At 64.7% G+C, this 19,717-nt stretch carries 22 protein-coding genes; 17 read left to right on the top strand and 5 right to left on the bottom strand.

Annotation, left to right across the window (positions count from 1 at the left end; genetic code table 11):
- Positions 1–65: 65 nt before the first annotated feature.
- Entirely contained in the window at positions 66–1,148 is a 1,083-nt protein-coding gene (locus B5V03_RS02620; RefSeq protein WP_129267729.1) for a branched-chain amino acid aminotransferase, read from the bottom strand.
- 340 nt (positions 1,149–1,488) lie between these two features.
- Between B5V03_RS02620 and B5V03_RS02615 the strand changes: the two genes are divergently transcribed.
- The 3 genes from B5V03_RS02615 to B5V03_RS02605 are packed head-to-tail and all read left to right on the top strand — an operon-like array spanning position 1,489 to position 4,169.
- Positions 1,489–2,034 carry a MarR family winged helix-turn-helix transcriptional regulator gene (locus tag B5V03_RS02615; protein ID WP_206736113.1) on the top strand — a complete coding sequence of 182 codons (546 nt, stop codon included), beginning with the start codon at positions 1,489–1,491 and terminating at the stop codon, positions 2,032–2,034.
- Entirely contained in the window at positions 2,031–2,762 is a 732-nt protein-coding gene (locus B5V03_RS02610; RefSeq protein WP_129267727.1) for a response regulator, read from the top strand. The genes B5V03_RS02615 and B5V03_RS02610 overlap by 4 nt, the downstream gene beginning before the upstream one ends.
- Before the next feature lie 18 nt (positions 2,763–2,780).
- Positions 2,781–4,169 (top strand): ATP-binding protein, encoded by a 1,389-nt coding sequence (locus B5V03_RS02605; RefSeq protein ID WP_129267726.1) that lies wholly within the window; start codon positions 2,781–2,783, stop codon positions 4,167–4,169.
- A gap of 174 nt (positions 4,170–4,343) precedes the next feature.
- Here the strand turns inward: B5V03_RS02605 and B5V03_RS02600 are convergent, their stop codons facing one another.
- Together B5V03_RS02600 and B5V03_RS02595 are read right to left on the bottom strand one after the other, a co-directional pair.
- Positions 4,344–4,874 (bottom strand): DUF3617 domain-containing protein, encoded by a 531-nt coding sequence (locus B5V03_RS02600; RefSeq protein WP_129267725.1) that lies wholly within the window; start codon positions 4,872–4,874, stop codon positions 4,344–4,346.
- A gap of 44 nt (positions 4,875–4,918) precedes the next feature.
- The gene (locus B5V03_RS02595; protein ID WP_129267724.1) at positions 4,919–5,224 is read right to left on the bottom strand and encodes a hypothetical protein; all 306 of its coding nucleotides are present in this window, start codon (positions 5,222–5,224) and stop codon (positions 4,919–4,921) included.
- Between the two features lie 182 nt (positions 5,225–5,406).
- Between B5V03_RS02595 and B5V03_RS02590 the strand changes: the two genes are divergently transcribed.
- The 4 genes from B5V03_RS02590 to B5V03_RS02575 all read left to right on the top strand — a co-directional run bounded on the left by B5V03_RS02590 (position 5,407) and on the right by B5V03_RS02575 (position 8,085).
- Entirely contained in the window at positions 5,407–5,868 is a 462-nt protein-coding gene (locus tag B5V03_RS02590; protein ID WP_129267723.1) for a hypothetical protein, read from the top strand.
- Positions 5,869–5,987: 119 nt separating this feature from the next.
- Positions 5,988–6,695, top strand: coding sequence for a ribonuclease T2 family protein (locus B5V03_RS02585; protein WP_129267722.1), 708 nt, complete (start codon positions 5,988–5,990; stop codon positions 6,693–6,695).
- A gap of 54 nt (positions 6,696–6,749) precedes the next feature.
- Complete coding sequence (locus B5V03_RS02580; protein WP_129267721.1) at positions 6,750–7,616, top strand: 23S rRNA (adenine(2030)-N(6))-methyltransferase RlmJ; 867 nt, start codon at positions 6,750–6,752, stop codon at positions 7,614–7,616.
- 253 nt (positions 7,617–7,869) lie between these two features.
- Positions 7,870–8,085 carry a cold-shock protein gene (locus tag B5V03_RS02575; RefSeq protein ID WP_028176631.1) on the top strand — a complete coding sequence of 72 codons (216 nt, stop codon included), beginning with the start codon at positions 7,870–7,872 and terminating at the stop codon, positions 8,083–8,085.
- A 118-nt stretch (positions 8,086–8,203) separates the two neighbouring features.
- Here B5V03_RS02575 and B5V03_RS02570 read toward each other — a convergent pair whose 3' ends face one another.
- Positions 8,204–8,827, bottom strand: a complete 624-nt coding sequence (locus B5V03_RS02570) for an outer membrane protein (RefSeq protein ID WP_129267720.1) — start codon at positions 8,825–8,827, stop codon at positions 8,204–8,206.
- Between the two features lie 249 nt (positions 8,828–9,076).
- On the opposite strand from B5V03_RS02570, the gene uvrC reads away from it, so the two are divergent.
- The 9 genes from uvrC to B5V03_RS02525 all read left to right on the top strand — a co-directional run bounded on the left by uvrC (position 9,077) and on the right by B5V03_RS02525 (position 17,874).
- Complete coding sequence (uvrC, locus tag B5V03_RS02565; RefSeq protein WP_129267719.1) at positions 9,077–11,149, top strand: excinuclease ABC subunit UvrC; 2,073 nt, start codon at positions 9,077–9,079, stop codon at positions 11,147–11,149.
- Between the two features lie 96 nt (positions 11,150–11,245).
- A complete protein-coding gene (pgsA, locus tag B5V03_RS02560; protein WP_129267718.1) occupies positions 11,246–11,863 on the top strand; it encodes a CDP-diacylglycerol--glycerol-3-phosphate 3-phosphatidyltransferase in 618 nt (205 codons plus the stop codon).
- Positions 11,860–12,111: a molybdopterin converting factor subunit 1 gene (gene moaD, locus B5V03_RS02555; protein WP_011090205.1), complete on the top strand. Its 252-nt coding sequence runs from the start codon at positions 11,860–11,862 to the stop codon at positions 12,109–12,111. The genes pgsA and moaD overlap by 4 nt, the downstream gene beginning before the upstream one ends.
- Positions 12,112–12,114: 3 nt before the next feature.
- Positions 12,115–12,597 carry a molybdenum cofactor biosynthesis protein MoaE gene (locus tag B5V03_RS02550; protein WP_129267717.1) on the top strand — a complete coding sequence of 161 codons (483 nt, stop codon included), beginning with the start codon at positions 12,115–12,117 and terminating at the stop codon, positions 12,595–12,597.
- Positions 12,597–13,556: a 50S ribosomal protein L3 N(5)-glutamine methyltransferase gene (prmB, locus tag B5V03_RS02545; RefSeq protein WP_129267716.1), complete on the top strand. Its 960-nt coding sequence runs from the start codon at positions 12,597–12,599 to the stop codon at positions 13,554–13,556. Before B5V03_RS02550 ends, prmB begins: the two co-directional genes overlap by 1 nt.
- Before the next feature lie 90 nt (positions 13,557–13,646).
- Positions 13,647–14,234, top strand: coding sequence for a phage holin family protein (locus B5V03_RS02540; protein ID WP_129267715.1), 588 nt, complete (start codon positions 13,647–13,649; stop codon positions 14,232–14,234).
- A 1-nt stretch (position 14,235) separates the two neighbouring features.
- Positions 14,236–15,366 (top strand): YihY/virulence factor BrkB family protein, encoded by a 1,131-nt coding sequence (locus B5V03_RS02535; RefSeq protein ID WP_129267714.1) that lies wholly within the window; start codon positions 14,236–14,238, stop codon positions 15,364–15,366.
- Positions 15,367–15,513: 147 nt separating this feature from the next.
- Positions 15,514–17,004 (top strand): EAL domain-containing protein, encoded by a 1,491-nt coding sequence (locus B5V03_RS02530; protein WP_129267713.1) that lies wholly within the window; start codon positions 15,514–15,516, stop codon positions 17,002–17,004.
- A gap of 15 nt (positions 17,005–17,019) precedes the next feature.
- Entirely contained in the window at positions 17,020–17,874 is an 855-nt protein-coding gene (locus B5V03_RS02525) for a TIGR01459 family HAD-type hydrolase (RefSeq protein ID WP_129267712.1), read from the top strand.
- Between the two features lie 212 nt (positions 17,875–18,086).
- Here the strand turns inward: B5V03_RS02525 and B5V03_RS02520 are convergent, their stop codons facing one another.
- Complete coding sequence (locus B5V03_RS02520; RefSeq protein WP_007596883.1) at positions 18,087–18,482, bottom strand: response regulator; 396 nt, start codon at positions 18,480–18,482, stop codon at positions 18,087–18,089.
- Between the two features lie 229 nt (positions 18,483–18,711).
- Here B5V03_RS02520 and B5V03_RS02515 point away from each other — a divergent pair, with 229 nt between their 5' ends.
- Positions 18,712–19,683 carry a bifunctional riboflavin kinase/FAD synthetase gene (locus tag B5V03_RS02515; protein WP_129267711.1) on the top strand — a complete coding sequence of 324 codons (972 nt, stop codon included), beginning with the start codon at positions 18,712–18,714 and terminating at the stop codon, positions 19,681–19,683.
- Positions 19,684–19,717: the final 34 nt, after the last annotated feature.

Here is a 19,717-nt window from a genome sequence, read left to right as displayed (position 1 = left end):
CCGCCCCCGAGGAGACTCCCCCTCACCCCAACCCTCTCCCCGCAAGCGGGGAGAGGGAGAAGAGATCAAAACACTTTGCGGATCCAGTTGTGAGGATCGTTGGTGCGGCCGTATTGGATGTCGACGAGCTGCTTGCGCAGGCCCATGGCGACGGGACCGGCGGCGCCGCCGCTGATGTCGAAATCGCCGCTCACCGAACGCACCTTGCCGATCGGCGAGATCACGGCGGCGGTGCCGCAGGCAAACGCTTCCTTGAGCTTGCCGCTGGCTGCATCCTTGCGCCACTGATCGAGCGTGTACGGTTCCTCGCGCACGGTCTTTCCGGCATCGCGGGCGAGCGCGATGATGGAGTCGCGGGTGATGCCGGGCAAAATCGTACCGAGCGGCGGCGTCGACAGGGAGCCGTCGTCGAACACGAAGAAGACGTTCATGCCGCCGAGCTCCTCGATGTAGCGGCGCTCGACCGCATCGAGGAAGACGACCTGATCGCAACCATGCTGGATCGCCTCGGCCTGGGCCCGCAGGCTCGCAGCATAATTGCCGCCGCACTTGACGGCGCCGGTGCCGCCGATCGCGGCGCGCGTGTAGTTTTCGGAGACCCAGATCGACACCGGGGCGGGACCGCCCTTGAAATAGGAGCCGACCGGCGAAGCGATCACCGCAAAAATGTATTCGGACGACGGCTTGACGCCGAGGAAGGTCTCGCTCGCGATCATGAAGGGCCGCAGATAAAGGCTGCCCTCGCCGCCCGGCATCCACGCGCGATCGATGCGCACGACCTGCTCGACCGCCTCGATGAAGACGTCTTCCGGAATCTGCGCCATCGCCATGCGGTCGGCGGAGTCCTTGAAGCGGCGCGCATTGGCGTCGGGGCGGAACAGGTTCACGCCGCCGTCGTCACGCTTGTAGGCCTTCAGGCCTTCGAAGATTTCCTGAGCGTAGTGCAGGACCGCACCGGCCGGATCCATCTGGAAGTTGGCGCGCGCCTCGATCTTCGCCTCGTACCAGCCGCCCTTGGCCTGGTTGTAGCGGACGATCGCCATGTGATCGGTGAAGACCCGGCCGAAGCCGGGGTCCACCAGCTTGGCAACGCGGTCCTTCTCAGGGACTGGATTGGATGCGGGCTGGATGTCGAATTTCATGGTCATGTCCTTGGCCTCCCGCTGCCCGGTGGCGGCGCTGTTCTGGCGCCCGCCTGCCCTGTTTGGGCCCGGCTGGCTTGATGTGGTTTCTGGCCGGACCGCCGCCAGCCTTGTTACGGCCGGTTTCCGTAGCCAGCATGTCCGCCGAGGACATGCTTTTGCGGAAGGCAGAAGTCCAGTATGTTTTGCCGAAATGCCGCTCGACAATCGCACGGTAGATCTGCTTCGGCCGTCGCCGCCTGTCCGGCTTACCCCGGCCGCTCCTGGAACTGCCACCCGACGCGAAACGATCTAAAATTTCGTGCGGGTTGATCGTTTTGTAACATTGAACCCAAGATACGTCAATATGCCTGACATAAATTTCGCGACTCCCTCTCAAGACGCTGTCGAGCCAAGGCCGGCCGCAGGCGAAGGAGGCAATTTGCGCTGGGATATCATCGAGCTGCTGTTCTTCGCCTATCGCGATTTCGTCGGCGATCCCGACCAGGAGCTGGAGGCGTTCGGCTTCGGCCGGGCCCACCACCGGGTTATGCACTTCGTCTATCGCTATCCCGGCCTCAAGGTCGCCGACCTGCTCGACGTCCTGCGCATCACAAAACAGTCGCTCGGCCGGGTGCTCAAGCAGCTCCTGGACGAGGGCTACATCGTACAGAAGACCGGCGACAATGACCGCCGCCAGCGCCTGCTCTTTGCCACGCCGAAGGGCGAGGCGCTGGTGCAGAAGCTCGCCGGCCTGCAGACCACGCGGATCACCAAGGCACTCGCCGAGATGGCGCCGCAGGATGCCGAGACCGTCAAGCGCTTCCTGCGCGGGATGATCGACCGCGAGGATCCGGACAAGGTGCTCGAGACGATCTTCGCCACCACCGTCAATCAAGACGGAAAGGAGTGACCGTGCCGCTCGCTGCCACGCTCGCCCGCCCACCGATCGAACCGGCCGACGATGCCCCGCATCTGCTGCTCGTCGACGACGACCGCCGCATCCGCGATCTGTTGTCGCGTTTCCTTGCCAGCGAAGGCTATCGCGTCACGACTGCGGCGAGCGCCGGAGATGCGCGCTCGAAGCTGCTCGGCCTGCATTTCGATCTTTTGATCCTCGACGTGATGATGCCCGGCGAGACCGGCTTCGATCTCGCCCGCTTCATCCGCACGTCTTCCTCGGTCCCGATCGTGATGCTGACGGCGCGCCATGAGGCGGAAGCCCGCATCGAGGGCTTGCAGATCGGCGCCGACGATTACGTGGCAAAACCGTTCGAGCCGCGCGAGCTTGCGCTGCGCATCAACAACATCCTCAAGCGCGCCGCGCCGCCGCCGCAAACCGCGGCGATCGAGAAGATCGCGTTCGGTCCCTATGTCTACCATCTCGATCGCGGCGAGCTGCGCCAGGGCGAGGAGGTCATCCACCTCACCGACCGCGAACGCGAGATGCTGCGCATTCTGTCGGAAACGCCCGGCGAGACCGTGCCGCGCAGCGCGCTGACCGGCAACGGCAGCGTCAATGAGCGCGCCGTCGACGTGCAGATCAATCGCCTCAGGCGCAAGATCGAGACCGACCCGGCCAATCCGCTGTTCCTCCAGGCGGTGCGCGGCATCGGCTACCGGCTGGTAGCCTCGCCATAAATCAGTGAAACGCGCTAGATGAGCACGATCGATACCGGCCTGACGCTATTGAAGAGCGCGGCCGGCCGCGTCTCCGCCGCCAATGGCTGGATGGGCAATGCGTTCAAGGGCTGGATGCCGACCGGCCTCTATGCCCGCGCGCTGCTCATCATGATCGTGCCGATGGTAATCCTGCAATCGGTCGTCGCCTTCGTGTTCATGGAGCGACACTGGAACACGGTGACGCGCAGGCTGTCGGCCGCAGTGGTGCAGGACATCGCCGCGCTGATCGACGTCTACAAGGGCTATCCGCAGGACAAGGATCGCAACGAAATCCGCCGCATCGCGCAGCAGCGCCTCGGCCTCGTCGTCGATTTCCTGCCCGCCGGCGACATGCCGCCGCCGGGCCCAAAGCCGTTCTTCTCGCTGCTCGACCAGACGCTGTCGGTGCAGCTTGGCCGCCAGATCGGCCGCTCGTTCTGGATCGACACCGTCGGCCGCTCCAACCTGGTCGAGATCCGCATCCAGCTCGACGACGCCGTGATGCGCGTGTTCGCACAGCGCAGCGCCGCCTATGCCTCGAATTCGGAGATCTTCCTGTTCTGGATGGTTGGCACGTCCTCGATCCTGCTGATCGTCGCGGTGCTGTTCCTGCGCAACCAGATCAAGCCGATCCTGCGCCTTGCGGACGCCGCGGAAAGTTTCGGCAAGGGCCGCGAGGCGCCGAACTTCAGGCCGCGCGGCGCGCGCGAGGTGCGGCGCGCGTCGATCGCCTTCCTCGAAATGAAATCGCGCATCGAGCGCACGATGGAGCAGCGCACCGCGATGCTCGCCGGCGTCAGCCATGATCTGCGCACCATCCTGACCCGCTTCAAGCTCGAGCTGGCGCTGATCGGCGACAGTCCCGAAATGGAGGGCATGCGCAAGGACGTCGACGAGATGTCGATGATGCTGGAGGATTACCTTGCGTTTGCCCGCGGCGATTCCGGCGAGCAGTCGCAGCCGACCGACATGTCGCAGGCGCTCGAGGAGCTGCGCAGCGACGCCGAACGCCACGGCCACACCGCGACCGTGGCGTTCAATGGACTGCCCGTGGTCACGGTGAAGCCGGCCTCGTTCAAGCGCTGCCTCGCCAACCTCGTCACCAACGCCGCCCGCTACGGCAAAAGCATCGCCATCACCGGCCAGCGCGATCACCGTTATTTGACCGTGACGGTCGACGACGACGGACCCGGCATTCCCGCCCATTTGCGCGAAGAGGTGTTCAAGCCGTTCCTGCGACTGGACAACGCCCGCAACCAGGACGAAGGCGGCACGGGCTTGGGGCTCGCCATCGCCCGCGACATCGCCCGCTCGCACGGCGGCGACATCACCCTCGGCGACAGCCCGATGGGGGGATTAAGGGCGAGCGTGCGGATACCGGTGTAGCTTTTCTTACCTCGCCCCGCTTGCGGGGAGAGGTCGAATTCGATCGCAGATCGAATTCGGGTGAGGGGGTACAGGTCTCACGATAATCTCATTCGCGGAGAGAAGCCCCTCACCCCAACCCTCTCCCCGTAAGAACGGGGCGAGGGAGCGTACCGGATGCGCGGCGATCCCACCCTACTTCGGCAGCAGCGCCTTCAACTTGTCCATGTCGCGCACGTTCATCTTGAAGCCGCCGGGCATCACGATGTCGCCGGGCTTCTGCTCCGGCTTGCAGGCGCCCAGCCATTTCGCTTCAAGGGTCATGGCGGTATCGTGGCCGGCCGCGCCGGCCGCACCGCCTTGCGCGTGCGACGAGGTCTTCACCGTGTAGGCCGAGTTGAAATCGCCCGTGATCTCGGCATGCGAGGTCGTGCTGATGCCGGCGACGTTGCACTCGGAATCGCTGACATAGCCGGTCGCGGTCTTCTTGATGTCCTGCTTGGAACAGATCTGCTTGGCCATCGGGGAGACGTTGTTGTTCATCTCCTTGTCGACGGTCTCGTCGGTGCAGTGCTGCATGGTCATGTCAGGCATCGCCGAGCCGGTCCTGACCATCTTCAATTCCCACAGGCCGGCCTTGCGTACCGGCAGATCGTCGGCGCAAGCCGCGCCTGCCGACACCACAAGGCAAAAGGCCGAGCCGAGCAAAGCGAGTTTGCGCGTCATGTGGGAAGCTCCCCGGCTGAGAGATTGCGAGGTTAGACAACGCTTCAGTAGAGCGTGCGGATCGGCTGGTCGGCGGCGCCATAGGGCACCCAGCGGCAGGAGAACGAGATGTAGCCGCCCTCATAGGCCTGCACCGCGAGGAATTTCACGACCTTGCCGTAGCGCGCGCAGTGATCGACCGCGACCTGCCGTGCATCGGTCTGGGTCGCCATCGAATAGGCGATGATGCCGCCGGTATCGTTGCCCTTGAACGGAGGCACCGGAAGCAGATCGGCGTGCGCCGGCTGACTCACCGTCATCCCCGAGACAACCAGGCCGGCAAGAAGGCCCACGGCCGCAATGATTCGCATTCCCGTTACTCCAATTGGTTGGGGCCAGTTTACGGTGCCGGGACGAAAGTGAAAAGAACTGAAGCCCTGCCGGCCGCAACGTTATGGTCAACTCCTGGCGAAGTGTTGCCGCGCTGCACTTGACCCCGCCCGGCCTTCGCGGCACCGTCCGACCTTCGCAGATCATGCTGTCTGGATTGCCCATGCGCGCCCTCTCCCTGAAATCGCTCCGCTTTGCCGCCGTGTTTGGCCTCATGTTCGGGGCGCTGTCGCTCAGTGAGGCCAGGGCCGCCAATCCGCTGGAGCTGAACTTCTGGCTAAGCGGGCCGCGCTATGACGGCGCCGTCGCCGATTGCGACAAGGCGCTGCCGACGATCGCCACCCAGTTCTGGGAGAAGGAAAGCTCGTTCTGGAATTCCTCCTTGAAGATCACCGGCTTCTCGGCCGTTCACGAGGTCGCGTTCCGGCCCTGGCAGTCCGACAACATTCCGCGCCGCTATTGCACCGGCGAGGCCATGCTCACGGACGGCAAGATGCGCAAGGTGCATTTCTCGATCGTCGAGGATGGCGGCTTTGCCGGTTACGGCAATGGGGTGGAATGGTGCGTGGTCGGGCTCGACCGCAACTGGGCCTATAATCCGGCCTGCCGCGCCGCCAAACAGTAATTCGAACAGCCCTGATTCGGACCTTTCGAGCGGCCGCCCAGTGGCCGCCTGAAATTTGTTCTTGAAATGTTCTTGTTGCCTGCTAGGCTTGTAACACAGTCTAGTTGAGGGGCGTCGCCATGGTTCATTTTAGATTGCATTCGTTTCCCCGCCTGATGATCTCGCTGACCCTTGCGCTGACCCTTGCCCTGCCCCTTATCGCCGCGCTGGCGGGCGGAGCGAAGGCCCAGGACAGACGGCAGAACGAGCCCGGCGAATTCGATTTCTATGTGTTGTCGCTGTCGTGGTCGCCCTCGTTCTGCGAGGAGGCCGCCGAGCGCGGCGGCCGCTCGCAGATCCAGTGCAGTGGACGGCCCTACGCTTTCGTGGTGCACGGGCTGTGGCCGCAATATGAGAACGGTTTTCCGGAATATTGCCAGCGGCCGTCGCCGCGGCTGAACCGCAGCATCGTCTCCTCGATGCTCGATTTGATGCCGGCGCCGGGCCTGATCTTCAACGAATGGGACAAGCACGGCACCTGCTCCGGGCTGACCGACCGCAATTATTTCGAAACGATCCGGAAAGCGCGCGCCGCGATCAAGATTCCAGCCGAATATCTCGACCTGTCGCAGGCCAAGACCGTGGCGCCTGCCGACGTCGAGGAAGCCTTCATCAAGGCCAATCCCGGCTTGAGCAATGCCGCCGTGTCGGTCACATGCAACCGGACGCGGCTCTCCGAGGTCCGCATCTGCCTCAGCAAGGACCTGCAATTCCGCGCCTGCGAGGAAACCGACCGCCGCGCCTGCCGCCGCGACCAGGTGACGATGCCGCCGATCAGGGGTGGGTAGCCACAGCTCTCGTGCCCCTTTGCTCAGGCCGTCACGTGGCGTAGTGCTCTTCCCATGAACTACCGCCACGCCTTCCATGCCGGCAACTTCGCCGATGTCATCAAGCACATCGTGCTGGCGCGCATCATCACCTATCTCCAGGACAAGCCGGGGGCGTTCCGAATCATCGACACCCATGCCGGTGCCGGGCTCTACGATCTCGAAAGCGACGAGGCGCAGCGTGGCGGCGAATGGCTGACCGGCATTGCGCGGCTGATGCAGGCGCGCCTGTCGAACGAGACTGTCGCGCTGACAAAGCCCTATCTCGACATCGTCCGCGCCTTCAATCCGAAGGGCGAGCTCAAGGCCTATCCGGGCTCGCCGCTGATCGCGCGTGGCCTGATGCGGCCGCAGGACCGCCTCGTCGCCTGCGAGCTCGAGCCGAAGGCGCGCAAGGCGCTGATCGGCGTGCTGCGCCACGACGAACAGGCCCGCGTGGTCGATCTCGACGGCTGGATGGCCTTGCCGGCCTTCGTGCCACCGAAGGAGCGGCGCGGCCTTGTACTGATCGATCCGCCGTTCGAGGCAAAGGACGAGTTCGAACGGCTGGGTGAGGCCTTCTCGACCGCCTTCGCCAAATGGCCGACCGGTATCTATGTAATCTGGTACCCCGTCAAAAGTCGCCGTGCCACCGACACGCTGGTGCAAGCAGTGGCGCGGCTCGCAGCCGCAGCAAAGCCGCCGGGGGATTGCTTGCGTCTCGAATTCAGCGTCGCGCCGCAGCTCGACGGCGCAGCCCTCACGTCCAGCGGGCTCCTGATCGTGAACCCGCCGTACACGCTGCAAGGCGAGCTCAAGACGATCCTGCCCGAGCTGGAAATGCCGCTCGGACAGGGCGGCGCTGCCAGATTCCGATTAGAAGTACCAAAGCCCTACCCCTAAAGCGCCGCCATTCTTGGGAAAAAGATGCAGTAGCCGTAGTCAATCTGCAAAGAACCGTATTATGCTGTTTTCGTGACTGGCTTTACGTTCCGCTTCCGCGAATGGTTGCGGCGGAGTGAAGGCCTAAGAAAGATCCAATCGGGCCTATCAGGCCCGCCCAAGGATGGCCAGCTCTCCCGGGCTTCGTAACGCCCGGTCATGTCGTGACGTGAGTCTGCGTCGCGACGGAGGAGCAATGAGGGGGAGTTTCCCGATGGCCATGACGGGAACGGTTAAGTTCTTCAACGGCGAGCGCGGCTACGGCTTCATCAAGCCTGATGACGGTGGTCGCGATGTCTTCGTTCACATCACCGCTGTGGAGCGGGCGGGACTGAAGGACCTTGCCGAAGGACAGCGTATCACATTCGAAGTCGAACCGGACAAGAAGGGCAAGGGGCCGAAGGCGGTCAATTTAGTCATCCTCGCCTAGCGCATTTTCGAGCGAACACTTGGCGCGAAGAACACTTTGCGCGGAGAACACCTGGCGCAAAAAAATCCCGGCCGCAAGCGGCCGGGAAGTTGTAGTCCGGTATTTTCTTCTTCAGCTATCAGAAGTGATAGTTCACGCCTGCGCGCACAACGCTGGCGCTATAGCCGTTTGACACGCCTGTAATTGCGAACTGGCTGGTCGACAGATCGATGTAGAGATATTCGAGCTTGGCACTCCAGTTCGGCGCGAAGCCCACTTCGGCGCCGGCACCGATGGTCCAGCCCGCGCTGGTGTGCGACTCCGTCCAGCCGAAGGTCTGCGCGCGCAGCTCGCCGAAGGCGAGACCCGCGGTGCCGTAGACCAACACGTTGCTGAAACTGTAGCCCGCGCGGCCGCGCAGGGTGCCGAACCAGGGATTGGAGAACTTCCACGGCGCGAAAGTATCGTCGGCGCCTGCGGCCTGGATATCGCCCTCGACACCGAACACCCACGGGCCGTTCTGGAAATTGTAGCCGGCCTGCACGCCGCCGACGAAGCCCGACGGCTTTGCGGGATTGCTGCTGACCGAACCCCATTCATAGCCGAGATTGGCGCCGAGATACGGGCCCGCCCAACTATAGGCGTTGAGCGGCTGGTTGACAGTGTAGGGCGCACGCCCTCCGTAATTCATATCGGCGGCCTCTGCCGAAGCTGTCCAGCCGGCAGCAACCAACGCGGCTGCGCCCACAACGAACCTCTTCATCGGTACTCTCCAACGCAACTGCCGCCCCCGCGGGTGCCCGCGCCGCCGCGCGAGGGAAAACCGCATGGTTACGGAACCAAGAACTTTTCGCGTAAGATTTATCGAGAGTTTTAAGTTAAAGGCCTGTTAAGCGGGGTTACCGCGCTGTTAACAGGCTTAAGCAAGCGTTACCGGGAACTGCGCCGCCATCCTGTGCGTGCCGCATGGCCGGAACTTCAAATCGGCACCCCCAGCGCCTAAATTCGCACCATGGTTCACGATTCCACCGACGATCCGGACGACCGCGCGCGCAAGGCGCTGCGAACTGCTGCGACCGACGCCCCACCCGAGGGGCTGGCGGCGCCGGACGTCGACCCCGCGGCAGCAGGCGGCGACGACGAGGACGAGGCGCTGCTGCCCGATATCCTGGAAGAGAGCGGCGCAGTCGGCGAGGAGCCGCTTGCAACCGGCCACGAGGCGATCGAGCGCGCGGTCCGGCTCGCCCCGACCTCGCCCGGCGTCTATCGCATGCTCAGTGCAAACGCCGACGTGCTCTATGTCGGCAAGGCCAAGAACGTCAAAAAGCGCCTGTCCAATTACGCGCGCCAGAGTGCGCCGCAGCCGGCGCGCATCCTGCGCATGATCGCAGCCACGGTGACCGTCGAGATCGTCTCGACCAACACCGAGACCGAAGCGCTGCTGCTGGAAGCCAACCTCATCAAGCAGCTGCGGCCGCGCTTCAATGTGCAGCTGCGCGACGACAAGTCGTTTCCCTACATCCTGATCACCGGCGACCATTGGGCGCCGCAGATCCTCAAGCACCGCGGCGCGCAGACCCGGCCCGGGCGCTATTTCGGCCCGTTCGCCTCCGCCGGCGCCGTCAACCGCACCATCACGGCGTTGCAGCGCGCGTTCCTGATCCGCTCCTGCACCGACTCCTTCTTCGAGAGCCGCTCGCGGCCCTGCCTGCTCTACCAGATCCGCCGCTGCGCCGGTCCCTGCACCCGCGAGATCGACTTTCCCGGCTATACGACGCTGGTGCGCGAGGCGACCGACTTCCTGTCCGGCAAGAGCCACGCAGTCAAGCAGGAGCTCGCCGGCGAGATGGAGAAGGCGGCCGGTGAGCTCGAATTCGAGACCGCGGCGCTGTACCGCGACCGCCTCGCCGCGCTGTCCGCGATCCAGTCGCAGCAGGGCATCAATCCGCGCACCGTGGAGGAGGCCGACGTGTTCGCGGTCCACCAGGAGGGCGGTTTCTTCTGCGTCGAAGTGTTCTTCTTCCGCACCGGGCAGAACTGGGGCAACCGGGCCTATTTCCCGCGCGCGGAGAAGACCTATACGCCGGAAGAGGTGCTGGGATCCTTCCTCGCCCAGTTCTACGACGACAAGCCGCCGCCGAAGAACATCCTGCTCTCGCACGAGATCGAGGAGAGCGAGCTGCTTGCGAACGCGCTGTCGATCAAGGCCGGCCACAAGGTCGAGGTCGCTACGCCCAAGCGCGGCGAGAAGAAGGAGCTGGTCGCCCACGCGCTGACCAACGCGCGCGAGGCGCTTGGCCGCAAGCTCGCCGATACCGCAACCCAAAGCCGCCTGCTCGACGCCATAGCCGCGACGCTGAGCCTGCCCCACTCGCCCAAGCGCATCGAGGTCTACGACAACAGCCACATCCAGGGCACCAACGCGGTCGGCGCCATGATCGTCGCCGGCCCCGATGGTTTCGTGAAAAACCAGTACCGCAAGTTCAACATCAAGTCGGAAGGGATCACGCCGGGCGACGACTTCGCCATGATGCGCGAGGTGCTGGAGCGCCGCTTCAAGCGCCTGATCAATCCGCCCGAGGACGCCGCCGGCAAGGAAAACAACAAGGCCAAGGACGACGATTTCCCGCAATGGCCCGACCTCGTTATCATCGACGGCGGCCGCGGCCAGCTCAACGCTGTCCGGGAGATCTTTACCAATCTCGGCCTGACCCAGGTGTCACTGATGTCGGTCGCCAAGGGGCCGGACCGGGATGCCGGCCGTGAGACCCTGTTCATGCCGGAGCGCGAGGCGATCAAGCTCGAGCCGCGAGACCCCGTGCTGTATTTCATCCAGCGGCTGCGGGACGAGGCCCACCGCTTCGTCATCGGCTCGCACCGCAAGCTGCGCAAGAAGGACATCCGCGAGGCCGGCTTGCAGGAGATTCCGGGCATCGGCCCGTCACGCAAACGTGCCTTGCTGCATCATTTCGGAACCCTGAAGGAGATCGAACGGGCCTCGATCGCCGATCTCGGCAAGGTTCCTGGGGTGAGCGCCGAGAGCGCACGCAGGATTTTCGACTATTTCCACCCCCAGCCGGGGTGAACTTAGGGGACCGCGGTCATATGGTCGTCGCATCCCGCGCCCCATTTGGGGAGCGGGACGGTTGACCTTCAGGCTTGAGCGGTATTGGTAGGACGGATGAACATCGCCACGACACGAGGGACAACCAGCCGCGCGATGTCCCTCCCAAACCTCCTGACCTATGGCCGGATCGCCGCGATCCCGGTCGTGATCGGGTGCATCTATGCACAGTCGATCCTGGATCAGCCGCTGTGGTTGCGCTGGGTCGCGGTCGCCATCTTCATCGCGGCAGCAGTGACCGATTACCTCGACGGCTATTACGCGCGAATCTGGAATCAGCAATCGGCGTTCGGCCGGATGCTCGATCCGATCGCTGACAAGCTGCTGGTCGCCTCCTGCCTGCTGATGCTGGCCGCCGACGGCATCATCCATGGCTGGTCGCTGTGGGCCGCCATCGTGATTCTCTGCCGCGAAATCCTGGTCTCGGGCCTGCGCGAATATCTCGCCGCGCTGCGGGTCAGCGTGCCCGTCACCAAGCTCGCCAAGTGGAAGACCACCGTCCAGCTCATCGCCATCGGCTTCCTGCTCGCAGGACCTGCCGGCGACGAGGTGGTGCCCGTGGTCTCGATGATCGGACTGGCGCTGCTGTGGGCCTCGGCGATCCTGACCATGTACACCGGCTACGATTATTTCCGCGCCGGCATCCATCACCTCATCAAGGAGGATGAGGGATGAAGGTGAAGTATTTTGCCTGGGTGCGCGAGCGCGTCGGCAAGGCGGAAGAAACCATCGAGCCGCCCGCGACCGTGCGCACCGTCGAGGAGCTGATCGCCTGGCTGTCCGGCCGGAGCGAAGCCTATGCCTATGCCTTCGAGAAGCCGAAGGTGATCCGCGCGGCGATCGACCATGCCCATGTCAAGTCCGACGCCGCCATCGCCGGCGCCCGCGAGATCGCATTCTTTCCGCCCATGACCGGCGGCTAGGCCATGATCTCCCCTGTCACGGCCTGCCCTGTCACGATCCGCATTCAGGCGGACGATTTCGACATCGCGCGCGAGATCGCGGCGCTGACCAAAAGCCGGACCGACATCGGCGCGGTCGTGAGCTTCTCCGGCATCTGTCGCGCTGACGACGACAGCGCGAAGGTTTCGGCCCTCACGCTCGAACATTATCCCGGCATGGCCGAAGACGAGATCAGGCGCCATGCCGACGAGGCCACATCGCGCTGGCCGCTGAATGGCGTCACCATCATCCACCGCGTCGGCCGGTTCATGCCCGGCCAGAACATCGTGCTGGTGCTGACGGCCTCGCAGCACCGCCAGGCCGCGTTCCAGGCGGCCGAGTTCCTGATGGACTACCTCAAGACCAGCGCGCCGTTCTGGAAGAAGGAAGAGAGCGCCACCGGAACAGGCTGGGTCGAGGCCCACGCCCGTGACGACGAGGCCGCCGCACGCTGGACCAAATCCTGATGGCAAGAGTTTCGAAAAAGACCGCGCGCGGCCGCGCCACGCCAAAGCTCGCCAAAGTCGGCCCCGGCGAGCTTCTCACGCTGCTCGATTTCGTCCGCTATGGGGTGAGCCGCTTTGTCGAGGCCAAGCTCGCCTTTGCCCACGGCACGACGGATCCGGTCGCGGAAGCAGCCTTCCTGGTCTGCGAGGCCCTGCATCTGCATCCCGACCAGTTCGAGGCCTTTGCCCACGCCCGCGTCACGGCTGCCGAAGGCAAGACCATCCTCGACCTCCTCCGTCGGCGCGTTACCACGCGCAAACCGGCCGCCTATCTCGTCAACAAGATCTACATGCGCGGCCTGCCCTTCTATGTCGACGAGCGCGTCATCGTTCCGCGCTCCTTCATCGGCGAGTTGCTGGAGTCGCATTTCGGCGTCGATGGCGAGGCGGGCTCTCTGATCGACGACCCCACTTCCGTCGAACGCGTGCTCGATCTCTGCACCGGCTCGGGGTGCCTTGCCGTCCTTGCTGCGCATCATTTCCCGAACGCCGAGGTCGATGCCGTCGACATCTCGAAGGGCGCGATCGAGGTTGCAACACGCAATGTCGGCGAATACAGGCTTGACGACCGGATCAGCCTGTATCGCGGCGATCTGTTCGCCCCGCTCGGTGACAACAAATACGATCTGATCATCACCAACCCGCCCTACGTCGATGCCGAAGGCATGGCGGCGCTGCCGCCGGAATGCCGGGCCGAGCCGAAGCTTGCCTTCGATGGCGGGGCCGATGGCCTGGACGTGGTGCGCCGGATCCTGCGCGACGCGCCCGATCATCTCACGCCGGATGGCGGGCTGATCTGCGAGATCGGCCGCGGCCGCGGCCTGGTCGACGAGGCCTTTCCGGAACTGCCGCTGCTCTGGCTCGACACGGAAGACTCCGAGGGCGAGGTATTCTGGATTTCGGCCGCCGATCTCGGCTGATCCGTCACGGCGGCTTTACTCCGGCGGAACAAGTCAAATTCCGCCACGTTCATCCCTCGACGAATTTTCTCGCTCTCGGAGGATGACCGCATGCTCGCGCCATCGGGCGAATTGCTGCGCGCCGGCTTGGCGCTCAAGCTCAACCATCTCAAGCGCGCCACACGATCCTATCTGCGCGACCAGACCAGCCACGCAACCGGCAAGGTCACGTCGTACGCAGTCGCCGGCGGGCTCTTTGCAGTGGCGGGCCTGTTCGTCGTCGCTGCTTTTTTCGTCGGCCTGATGGCCCTGTTCCGCTGGGTCGAGCTCGCTTACGGCCAATTCTGGGCATTCGGCGCCGTTGGCGCCGTGCTTCTTGTGTTTGCCGCGGCCTGCGCCGGCATGGCGATGGCACAGATGAACCGTAAGGCCAGGCCGATCGTACCGCTTGCCAGCCGGCTGCGCGTGGCAATCGCAACGCCGCGAATCCCGCGCGGGACGGTCAAGCAGGCGGTGAAGGAGGTGGCGACGACGATTCCCCTGGTGCCGCTTGCGCCGGGCGAACGCAGCCATGGCGGCGACACCCGGCCCGCCCGGACCAACCGCCCCGTGCAGCTTGGGCTGATGCTCGCAGCGATCGGATTGCTGGGATTCACCGCCGCGCGCCGGCGGCGGCACGGACACAGGCTGGACGCCTGAGATGCGCGCGCGGCGCACCGAGCAGCTCGACAGCTGGCTGCTGGTCGCCGCAACGGCCGTCTTCGTGCTGACCGCGGAGCGCTATTTTCAGGAGGCGGGCTTCAACCGCTTGGGCCCACCGCAAGACCACCGCAACAACGAAGCGAATTCGCCGGAAACGAGCCCGGCCGGCGCAGCCATGCAGGCCGGCCACGGCCGCCGCTCGAAAAGCCCATTCGCAATCCCCTGGGCCGGCTGGAAGGATATCTTCTGGCGCACCTACCAGCGTGTCGACGAGGATCGCCTGCTCGCCACAGCGGGCGGCGTCGTGTTCTTCGGGCTGCTCGCGATCTTTCCGGCGGTCACCGCGCTCGTCTCCTCTTACGGTCTGTTCGCCGATCCCTCGACGATCAGCGCCAATCTCCAGACGCTTGCGACCATGCTGCCCGAAGGCTCGTTCCAGATCGTCGAGGACCAGGTGGCGCGCGTGGTTTCGAAGGGCAATACGACGCTCGGTGCCACCTTCCTGTTCGGCCTCGTGCTTGCGATCTGGAGCGCCAATGCGGGCGTCAAATCCATCTTCGACGCGCTCAACGTCGCCTATGAGGAGCGCGAGAAGCGCGGGTTCATCAAGCTCAACCTGATTTCACTGAGCTTCACGGTCGGCGGCATTCTCGCGCTCTTGCTGATGGTCGCTGCCGTCGTCGCCCTTCCGCTGGCGCTCGATCATCTTGGCATGGCACCCGAGAGCAAGCTGATTGTGGCGCTGGCGCGCTGGCCACTGCTGTTCCTGATCCTGCTTGTCGCGCTCGCCATCCTCTATCGCTTCGCGCCCAGCCGCGATGCGCCGCGCTGGCAATGGCTGAGCATCGGGGCTATAACGGCCGCCCTGCTCTGGATCGCCGGCTCGGCGCTGCTGTCCTGGTATCTCTCGGCCTTCGCCAACTACAACGCGACCTACGGTTCGCTCGGCGCTGCGATCGGCCTGATGACGTGGATGTGGATGTCGGCGATCGTGGTCATGTTCGGCGCGGAGCTGAACTCGGAGATCGAGCGGCAGACCCTGCACGATACGACCACCGGGCAGCCCAAGCCGCTCGGCAGCCGCGAGGCCGTCTCGGCCGACACGGTCGGCGCCGCAGCGCCGTCCTGATGTGAACCGCGAACAGGCCGCTATCCCCTCGAATCAACAATGATGTTAGGGTCATACGGCCGAGGGGGAGCATGAGGCGTGACGGGGTCGCACAGCGGCCCGTGTTTTCCCGGGTGAGGCAGCAGCTCTTGAGGCGTAACGCGCGGCATGATTCGCATTTCGACGATCTTCATCGCCATCTGCATGGTTCTGGTCGCGGCCTCGCTCGGGCTTGTGCTCTACGCGGTCGCAGGCATCAGCGGAACTGAATCCGCGATCGTGGCGCTGACGGCGCTGACCTTCCTGATCCTCTACAACGCGGTGTCGATGCGGCTGCGCGATCGCAGTGACGTCGGCGGCCAGATCGCCGACCTCTCGCGCGGCACCGCCGACCTCGCCCGCCAGGTCGCCGAGTTCGGCCGCCGGTTAGCTGCGATCGAGGGGCGCATCGCCTCGTCCAATTCGACCAATTCCGACCGCGTCCAATCGGTGATCGGCGAGATCAACGAGCTCGGCGGGCTGGTCAGGCAGCTCGCCGCCACCGTATCGACCCATGAGGATCTGCTGGCCGGCGCCGCGTCGACACCGATCCAAGCTCCGGTCGCCAGAATGGAGCCGGAGGCGCCGCTCGACCTGGTTGCAACCTTCGAGGAGCGGCTGGCTGCCCCGCCCCCACTTCCCGCACCGCCGCCGCGGCCGGCCCCGCCGGTAATCCAGACCCAGGCCGCCAATCCGGTTCAGGTCGCCAATGGGCGCAACCAGCCCCAGATGCTGGCGACGCTGCGCAACGCCATCGACGAGAACCGCATCGACATCTTCCTCCAGCCGATGGTGACGCTGCCGCAGCGCAAGGTCCGCTTCTACGAAGCCGTGACGCGCCTGCGCGACGAGCGCGATCAATTGATCGCTGCCGAGGAGTTCATCAGCATTGCCGAGGCCTCCGGCCTGATTGGGCGCATCGACAACATGGTGATGCTGCGCTGTGTGCAGGTGCTGCGGCGCCTGATGGTGCGCAACAAGGATGTCGGCGTGTTCTGCAACGTCGCGGCCTCCACGCTCGGCAATTCCACCAGCTTCGCGCAGTGCCTCGACTTCCTCGAAGCCAACCGGGCGCTGGCGCCGTCACTGGTGCTGGAGTTCAAGCAATCGACCTTCCGCAACCTCGGTCCGGCCGAGACCGAGAACCTCGCAGCACTCGCCCAGCGCGGTTTCCGCTTCTCGATCGACCACGTCACAGACCTCAGGATCGAGCCGCGCGAGCTTGCCGATCGCGGCGTGCGCTTCATCAAGGTGCCGGCCTCCCTCCTGCTCGACCCCAGGCAGGCCTCGACCTCGGACATCCACCCGTCCGACCTCTCCGACCTCCTCGGCCGCTTCGGCATCGACCTGATCGCCGAACGGATCGAGGGCGAGCGCGCAGTGGTGGACCTGCTCGACTATGACGTGCGGTTCGGCCAGGGGTTCCTGTTCGCGCCGCCCCGGCCATTGCGGCCGGATGGGGCATCTGCTACCGGCGGGGCCTCGCCGAACCAGGCGCAGGATATTCAGGGATCCAATGGCTCCGCTTCCCCCAGCCAAGGTACGACATCTGGCGCGACGTCTTCAGCGCCCCCGGCCCCACGCATCACCGGCAACGCCGCGCTCGCGCGCCGCATCTGATCGGCCGCACGCATCATGACCACGCTGCATTTCGCCGAAAGCCTGCGCGAGCTCGTGGGCGGCGTCGACGTCGTGCTCAGCGACATCTGGGGCGTGGTCCACAACGGCCTCGAATCCTTCCCCGAAGCCTGCGAGGCGCTGCACACCTATCGCAGCCGCGGCGGTACGGTGATCCTGATCACCAATGCGCCACGTCCTGCCGACTCCGTGCAGCGGCAATTGCGCAAGCTCGGCGTCGCGGATGAGACCTATGACGCGATCGTCTCGTCGGGCGATTTGACGCGGCTCTATGTCGCCGAGCATCCCGGAAGCAAGATGTTCTGGCTCGGCCCCGAGCGCGACAACTCGATCTATCGTGGCCTCGATGCGACCACCGCTCCACTGGAAGAAGCCGACTACATCGTCTGCACCGGCCTCTATGACGACGAGACCGAGACCGCGGAAGACTATCGCGGCATGATGCTGAAGGCGCGCGAGCGCAAGCTGACGCTGGTCTGCGCCAACCCCGACATCGTGGTCGAGCGCGGCGACCGGCTGATCTATTGCGCCGGCGCGATTGCGGAGCTCTATCGGGAGCTCGGCGGCGAGGTGATTTTCTACGGCAAGCCGCACCGGCCGATCTACGAGCGCGCGATGGCACTTGCCGGCGAACGCCAGGGTCACATGATCGACCGGAAGAAGGTGCTGGCGATCGGCGATTCCGTCCGCACCGACCTGACCGGCGCGCGCGAATTCGGCATCGACTGCCTGTTCGTCACCCGCGGCATCCACGCCGAGGAGTTCGAGGGCCTCGACCAGCTCGACCCGGCCTCCGTGCTGGAATTGTTCGGCCATCCGCCGAAGGCGCTGATGCGCGAATTGAAGTGGTGATGGCCGAGCTCGTGCAGGTGCTGCGGGCTTAGACCAATTGCTGAGAGCTAGACGCCGTCATGGCCGGACATAGCCGACCGAAGGACGGCATCGCTTCCGCTCGCCTACGCTCCGGCCATCCACGACTTGCCTCGCAGATCCACAAACGCGGATGCCCGGGACAAGCCCGGGCATGACGTCTCTATGGACAATTGTTCGCGGTCAGGCCGCGCTTACGCGCTCGCCATGTCCGGGAAGACCGCCTCGATCTTGGTCTTCAGCGTCGCCGCGTTGAACGGCTTGACGATGTAGTTGTTCACGCCGGCCTTCTTGGCCGCGATCACGTTCTCGGTCTTCGATTCCGCAGTGATCATGATGAAGGGCGTGGTGGCCAAGTTCGGATCCGCGCGCACTTCGCGCAGCAGGTCGTAACCCGTCATCGGCTCCATGTTCCAGTCGGAAATCACGAGCCCGTACTTCTTGCCGCGCATCTTGTTCAGCGCCGCCGAACCGTCGCTGGCATCATCGATATTCTCGAAGCCAAGCTGCTTCAGGAGGTTCCTGATGATACGGATCATGGTGCTGTAGTCATCAACCACCAGGACCGACATCGACAAATCAACCGCCATCTCGACTCCCCCAACGCATACCAGGAAATATTACGATCGGACCCGCCCGGCTCTCGCCCCGCAGTTCCACGTTTCAAGAACTAGCACCAAGGCGTTAAACAGCGCGTTAACTGCGGGGGCCCCTCAAGGATTGAAATCATGTTCAATGCGGCCGCCGCCCTGCCGCTTGACTTCGTCCGGCCGGTCAAGCCACGGTCCGAGAGGTCCTGCCGCTTCGAGAATTCCCCTGATGGCCCCGCATTTTACCGTTATCCGCGACTCCACGCCGGATTCCGCGATTTTGAGGGGCGCCGTGGTCGCCATGGGCAATTTCGACGGTGTTCATCTCGGCCATCGCGCGGTGATCGCAGCCGCCCTGGAAATGGGCCGGACGCATGGCCGCCCTGCGCTGGCGTTGACCTTCGAGCCGCATCCGCGGCGGTTTTTCAGCCCCAACACCCCCCAATTCCGCCTGACGGACGAGCCGGCCAAGCTGCGGCTCCTGGCCGGCACCGGGCTCGCCGGTGCCGTGGTCATGACTTTTGACAAAGCGCGAGCCGGGACCACCGCGCAGGATTTCATTCACCATGACCTGATCGGGCGCCTCGGCGTCAGCGGCATCGCCGTCGGCTACGACTTCCATTTCGGCAAAGGTCGCGTCGGCTCGCCGAGCCTGCTGGTCAACGAGGCCCCCCGGCTGGGCATCGAGGTCGACGTGCAGCCGCATATCGACATCGACGAGCGCCCGGTCTCCTCGAGCGCCATCCGGATCGCGCTCGCCGAGGGGCAGCTCGACGAGGCCACCGCCATGCTGGGCGCGCCATGGTTCATCACCGGTGAGGTCATTCACGGCGAGAAGCGCGGCCGCGACCTCGGCTATCCCACCGCCAACATCCGCCTCGACGCCAATTGCGGACTGAAGCACGGCATCTACGCCGTGCGGGTCGGCCGCGGGCCTGAGCGCCTCGACGGGGTGGCAAGCTTCGGCCGGCGCCCGACCTTTGATAATGGCGCACCGCTGCTGGAAATCTTCCTGTTCGACTTCAAGGGCGACCTCTACGGCGAGGCGCTCGACTGCGCCTTCATCGGCTTCATCCGCGAGGAGCTGAAATTCGACAGTCTGGAGGCCCTGATCCGCCAGATGGACGACGATTCCGCCCGCGCCCGCGCCATGCTGGCCGCCGCTCCGGACGCGTTTCCGCGGCTCGGCGTGATCGATTGAGGCCCGAAACCGACCCGCCCGACCTTTGCGCTTC

The organism is Bradyrhizobium betae, assembly GCF_004123905.1.
GTDB lineage: Bacteria > Pseudomonadota > Alphaproteobacteria > Rhizobiales > Xanthobacteraceae > Bradyrhizobium > Bradyrhizobium betae_A.
This window is presented reverse-complemented; position numbering and strand designations above follow the sequence as displayed.

Excerpts from the sequence above, each read along its gene's own strand:
- B5V03_RS02620 (WP_129267729.1), bottom strand. The coding sequence starts at position 1,148 with ATGACCATGAAATTCGACATCCAGCCCGCATCCAATCCAGTCCCTGAG.
- B5V03_RS02615 (WP_206736113.1), top strand. The coding sequence starts at position 1,489 with ATGCCTGACATAAATTTCGCGACTCCCTCTCAAGACGCTGTCGAGCCA.
- B5V03_RS02605 (WP_129267726.1), top strand. The coding sequence starts at position 2,781 with ATGAGCACGATCGATACCGGCCTGACGCTATTGAAGAGCGCGGCCGGC.
- B5V03_RS02600 (WP_129267725.1), bottom strand. The coding sequence starts at position 4,874 with ATGACGCGCAAACTCGCTTTGCTCGGCTCGGCCTTTTGCCTTGTGGTG.
- B5V03_RS02595 (WP_129267724.1), bottom strand. The coding sequence starts at position 5,224 with ATGCGAATCATTGCGGCCGTGGGCCTTCTTGCCGGCCTGGTTGTCTCG.
- B5V03_RS02590 (WP_129267723.1), top strand. The coding sequence starts at position 5,407 with ATGCGCGCCCTCTCCCTGAAATCGCTCCGCTTTGCCGCCGTGTTTGGC.
- B5V03_RS02585 (WP_129267722.1), top strand. The coding sequence starts at position 5,988 with ATGGTTCATTTTAGATTGCATTCGTTTCCCCGCCTGATGATCTCGCTG.
- B5V03_RS02580 (WP_129267721.1), top strand. The coding sequence starts at position 6,750 with ATGAACTACCGCCACGCCTTCCATGCCGGCAACTTCGCCGATGTCATC.
- B5V03_RS02575 (WP_028176631.1), top strand. The coding sequence starts at position 7,870 with ATGGCCATGACGGGAACGGTTAAGTTCTTCAACGGCGAGCGCGGCTAC.
- B5V03_RS02570 (WP_129267720.1), bottom strand. The coding sequence starts at position 8,827 with ATGAAGAGGTTCGTTGTGGGCGCAGCCGCGTTGGTTGCTGCCGGCTGG.
- uvrC (WP_129267719.1), top strand. The coding sequence starts at position 9,077 with ATGGTTCACGATTCCACCGACGATCCGGACGACCGCGCGCGCAAGGCG.
- pgsA (WP_129267718.1), top strand. The coding sequence starts at position 11,246 with ATGAACATCGCCACGACACGAGGGACAACCAGCCGCGCGATGTCCCTC.
- moaD (WP_011090205.1), top strand. The coding sequence starts at position 11,860 with ATGAAGGTGAAGTATTTTGCCTGGGTGCGCGAGCGCGTCGGCAAGGCG.
- B5V03_RS02550 (WP_129267717.1), top strand. The coding sequence starts at position 12,115 with ATGATCTCCCCTGTCACGGCCTGCCCTGTCACGATCCGCATTCAGGCG.
- prmB (WP_129267716.1), top strand. The coding sequence starts at position 12,597 with ATGGCAAGAGTTTCGAAAAAGACCGCGCGCGGCCGCGCCACGCCAAAG.
- B5V03_RS02540 (WP_129267715.1), top strand. The coding sequence starts at position 13,647 with ATGCTCGCGCCATCGGGCGAATTGCTGCGCGCCGGCTTGGCGCTCAAG.
- B5V03_RS02535 (WP_129267714.1), top strand. The coding sequence starts at position 14,236 with ATGCGCGCGCGGCGCACCGAGCAGCTCGACAGCTGGCTGCTGGTCGCC.
- B5V03_RS02530 (WP_129267713.1), top strand. The coding sequence starts at position 15,514 with ATGATTCGCATTTCGACGATCTTCATCGCCATCTGCATGGTTCTGGTC.
- B5V03_RS02525 (WP_129267712.1), top strand. The coding sequence starts at position 17,020 with ATGACCACGCTGCATTTCGCCGAAAGCCTGCGCGAGCTCGTGGGCGGC.
- B5V03_RS02520 (WP_007596883.1), bottom strand. The coding sequence starts at position 18,482 with ATGGCGGTTGATTTGTCGATGTCGGTCCTGGTGGTTGATGACTACAGC.
- B5V03_RS02515 (WP_129267711.1), top strand. The coding sequence starts at position 18,712 with ATGGCCCCGCATTTTACCGTTATCCGCGACTCCACGCCGGATTCCGCG.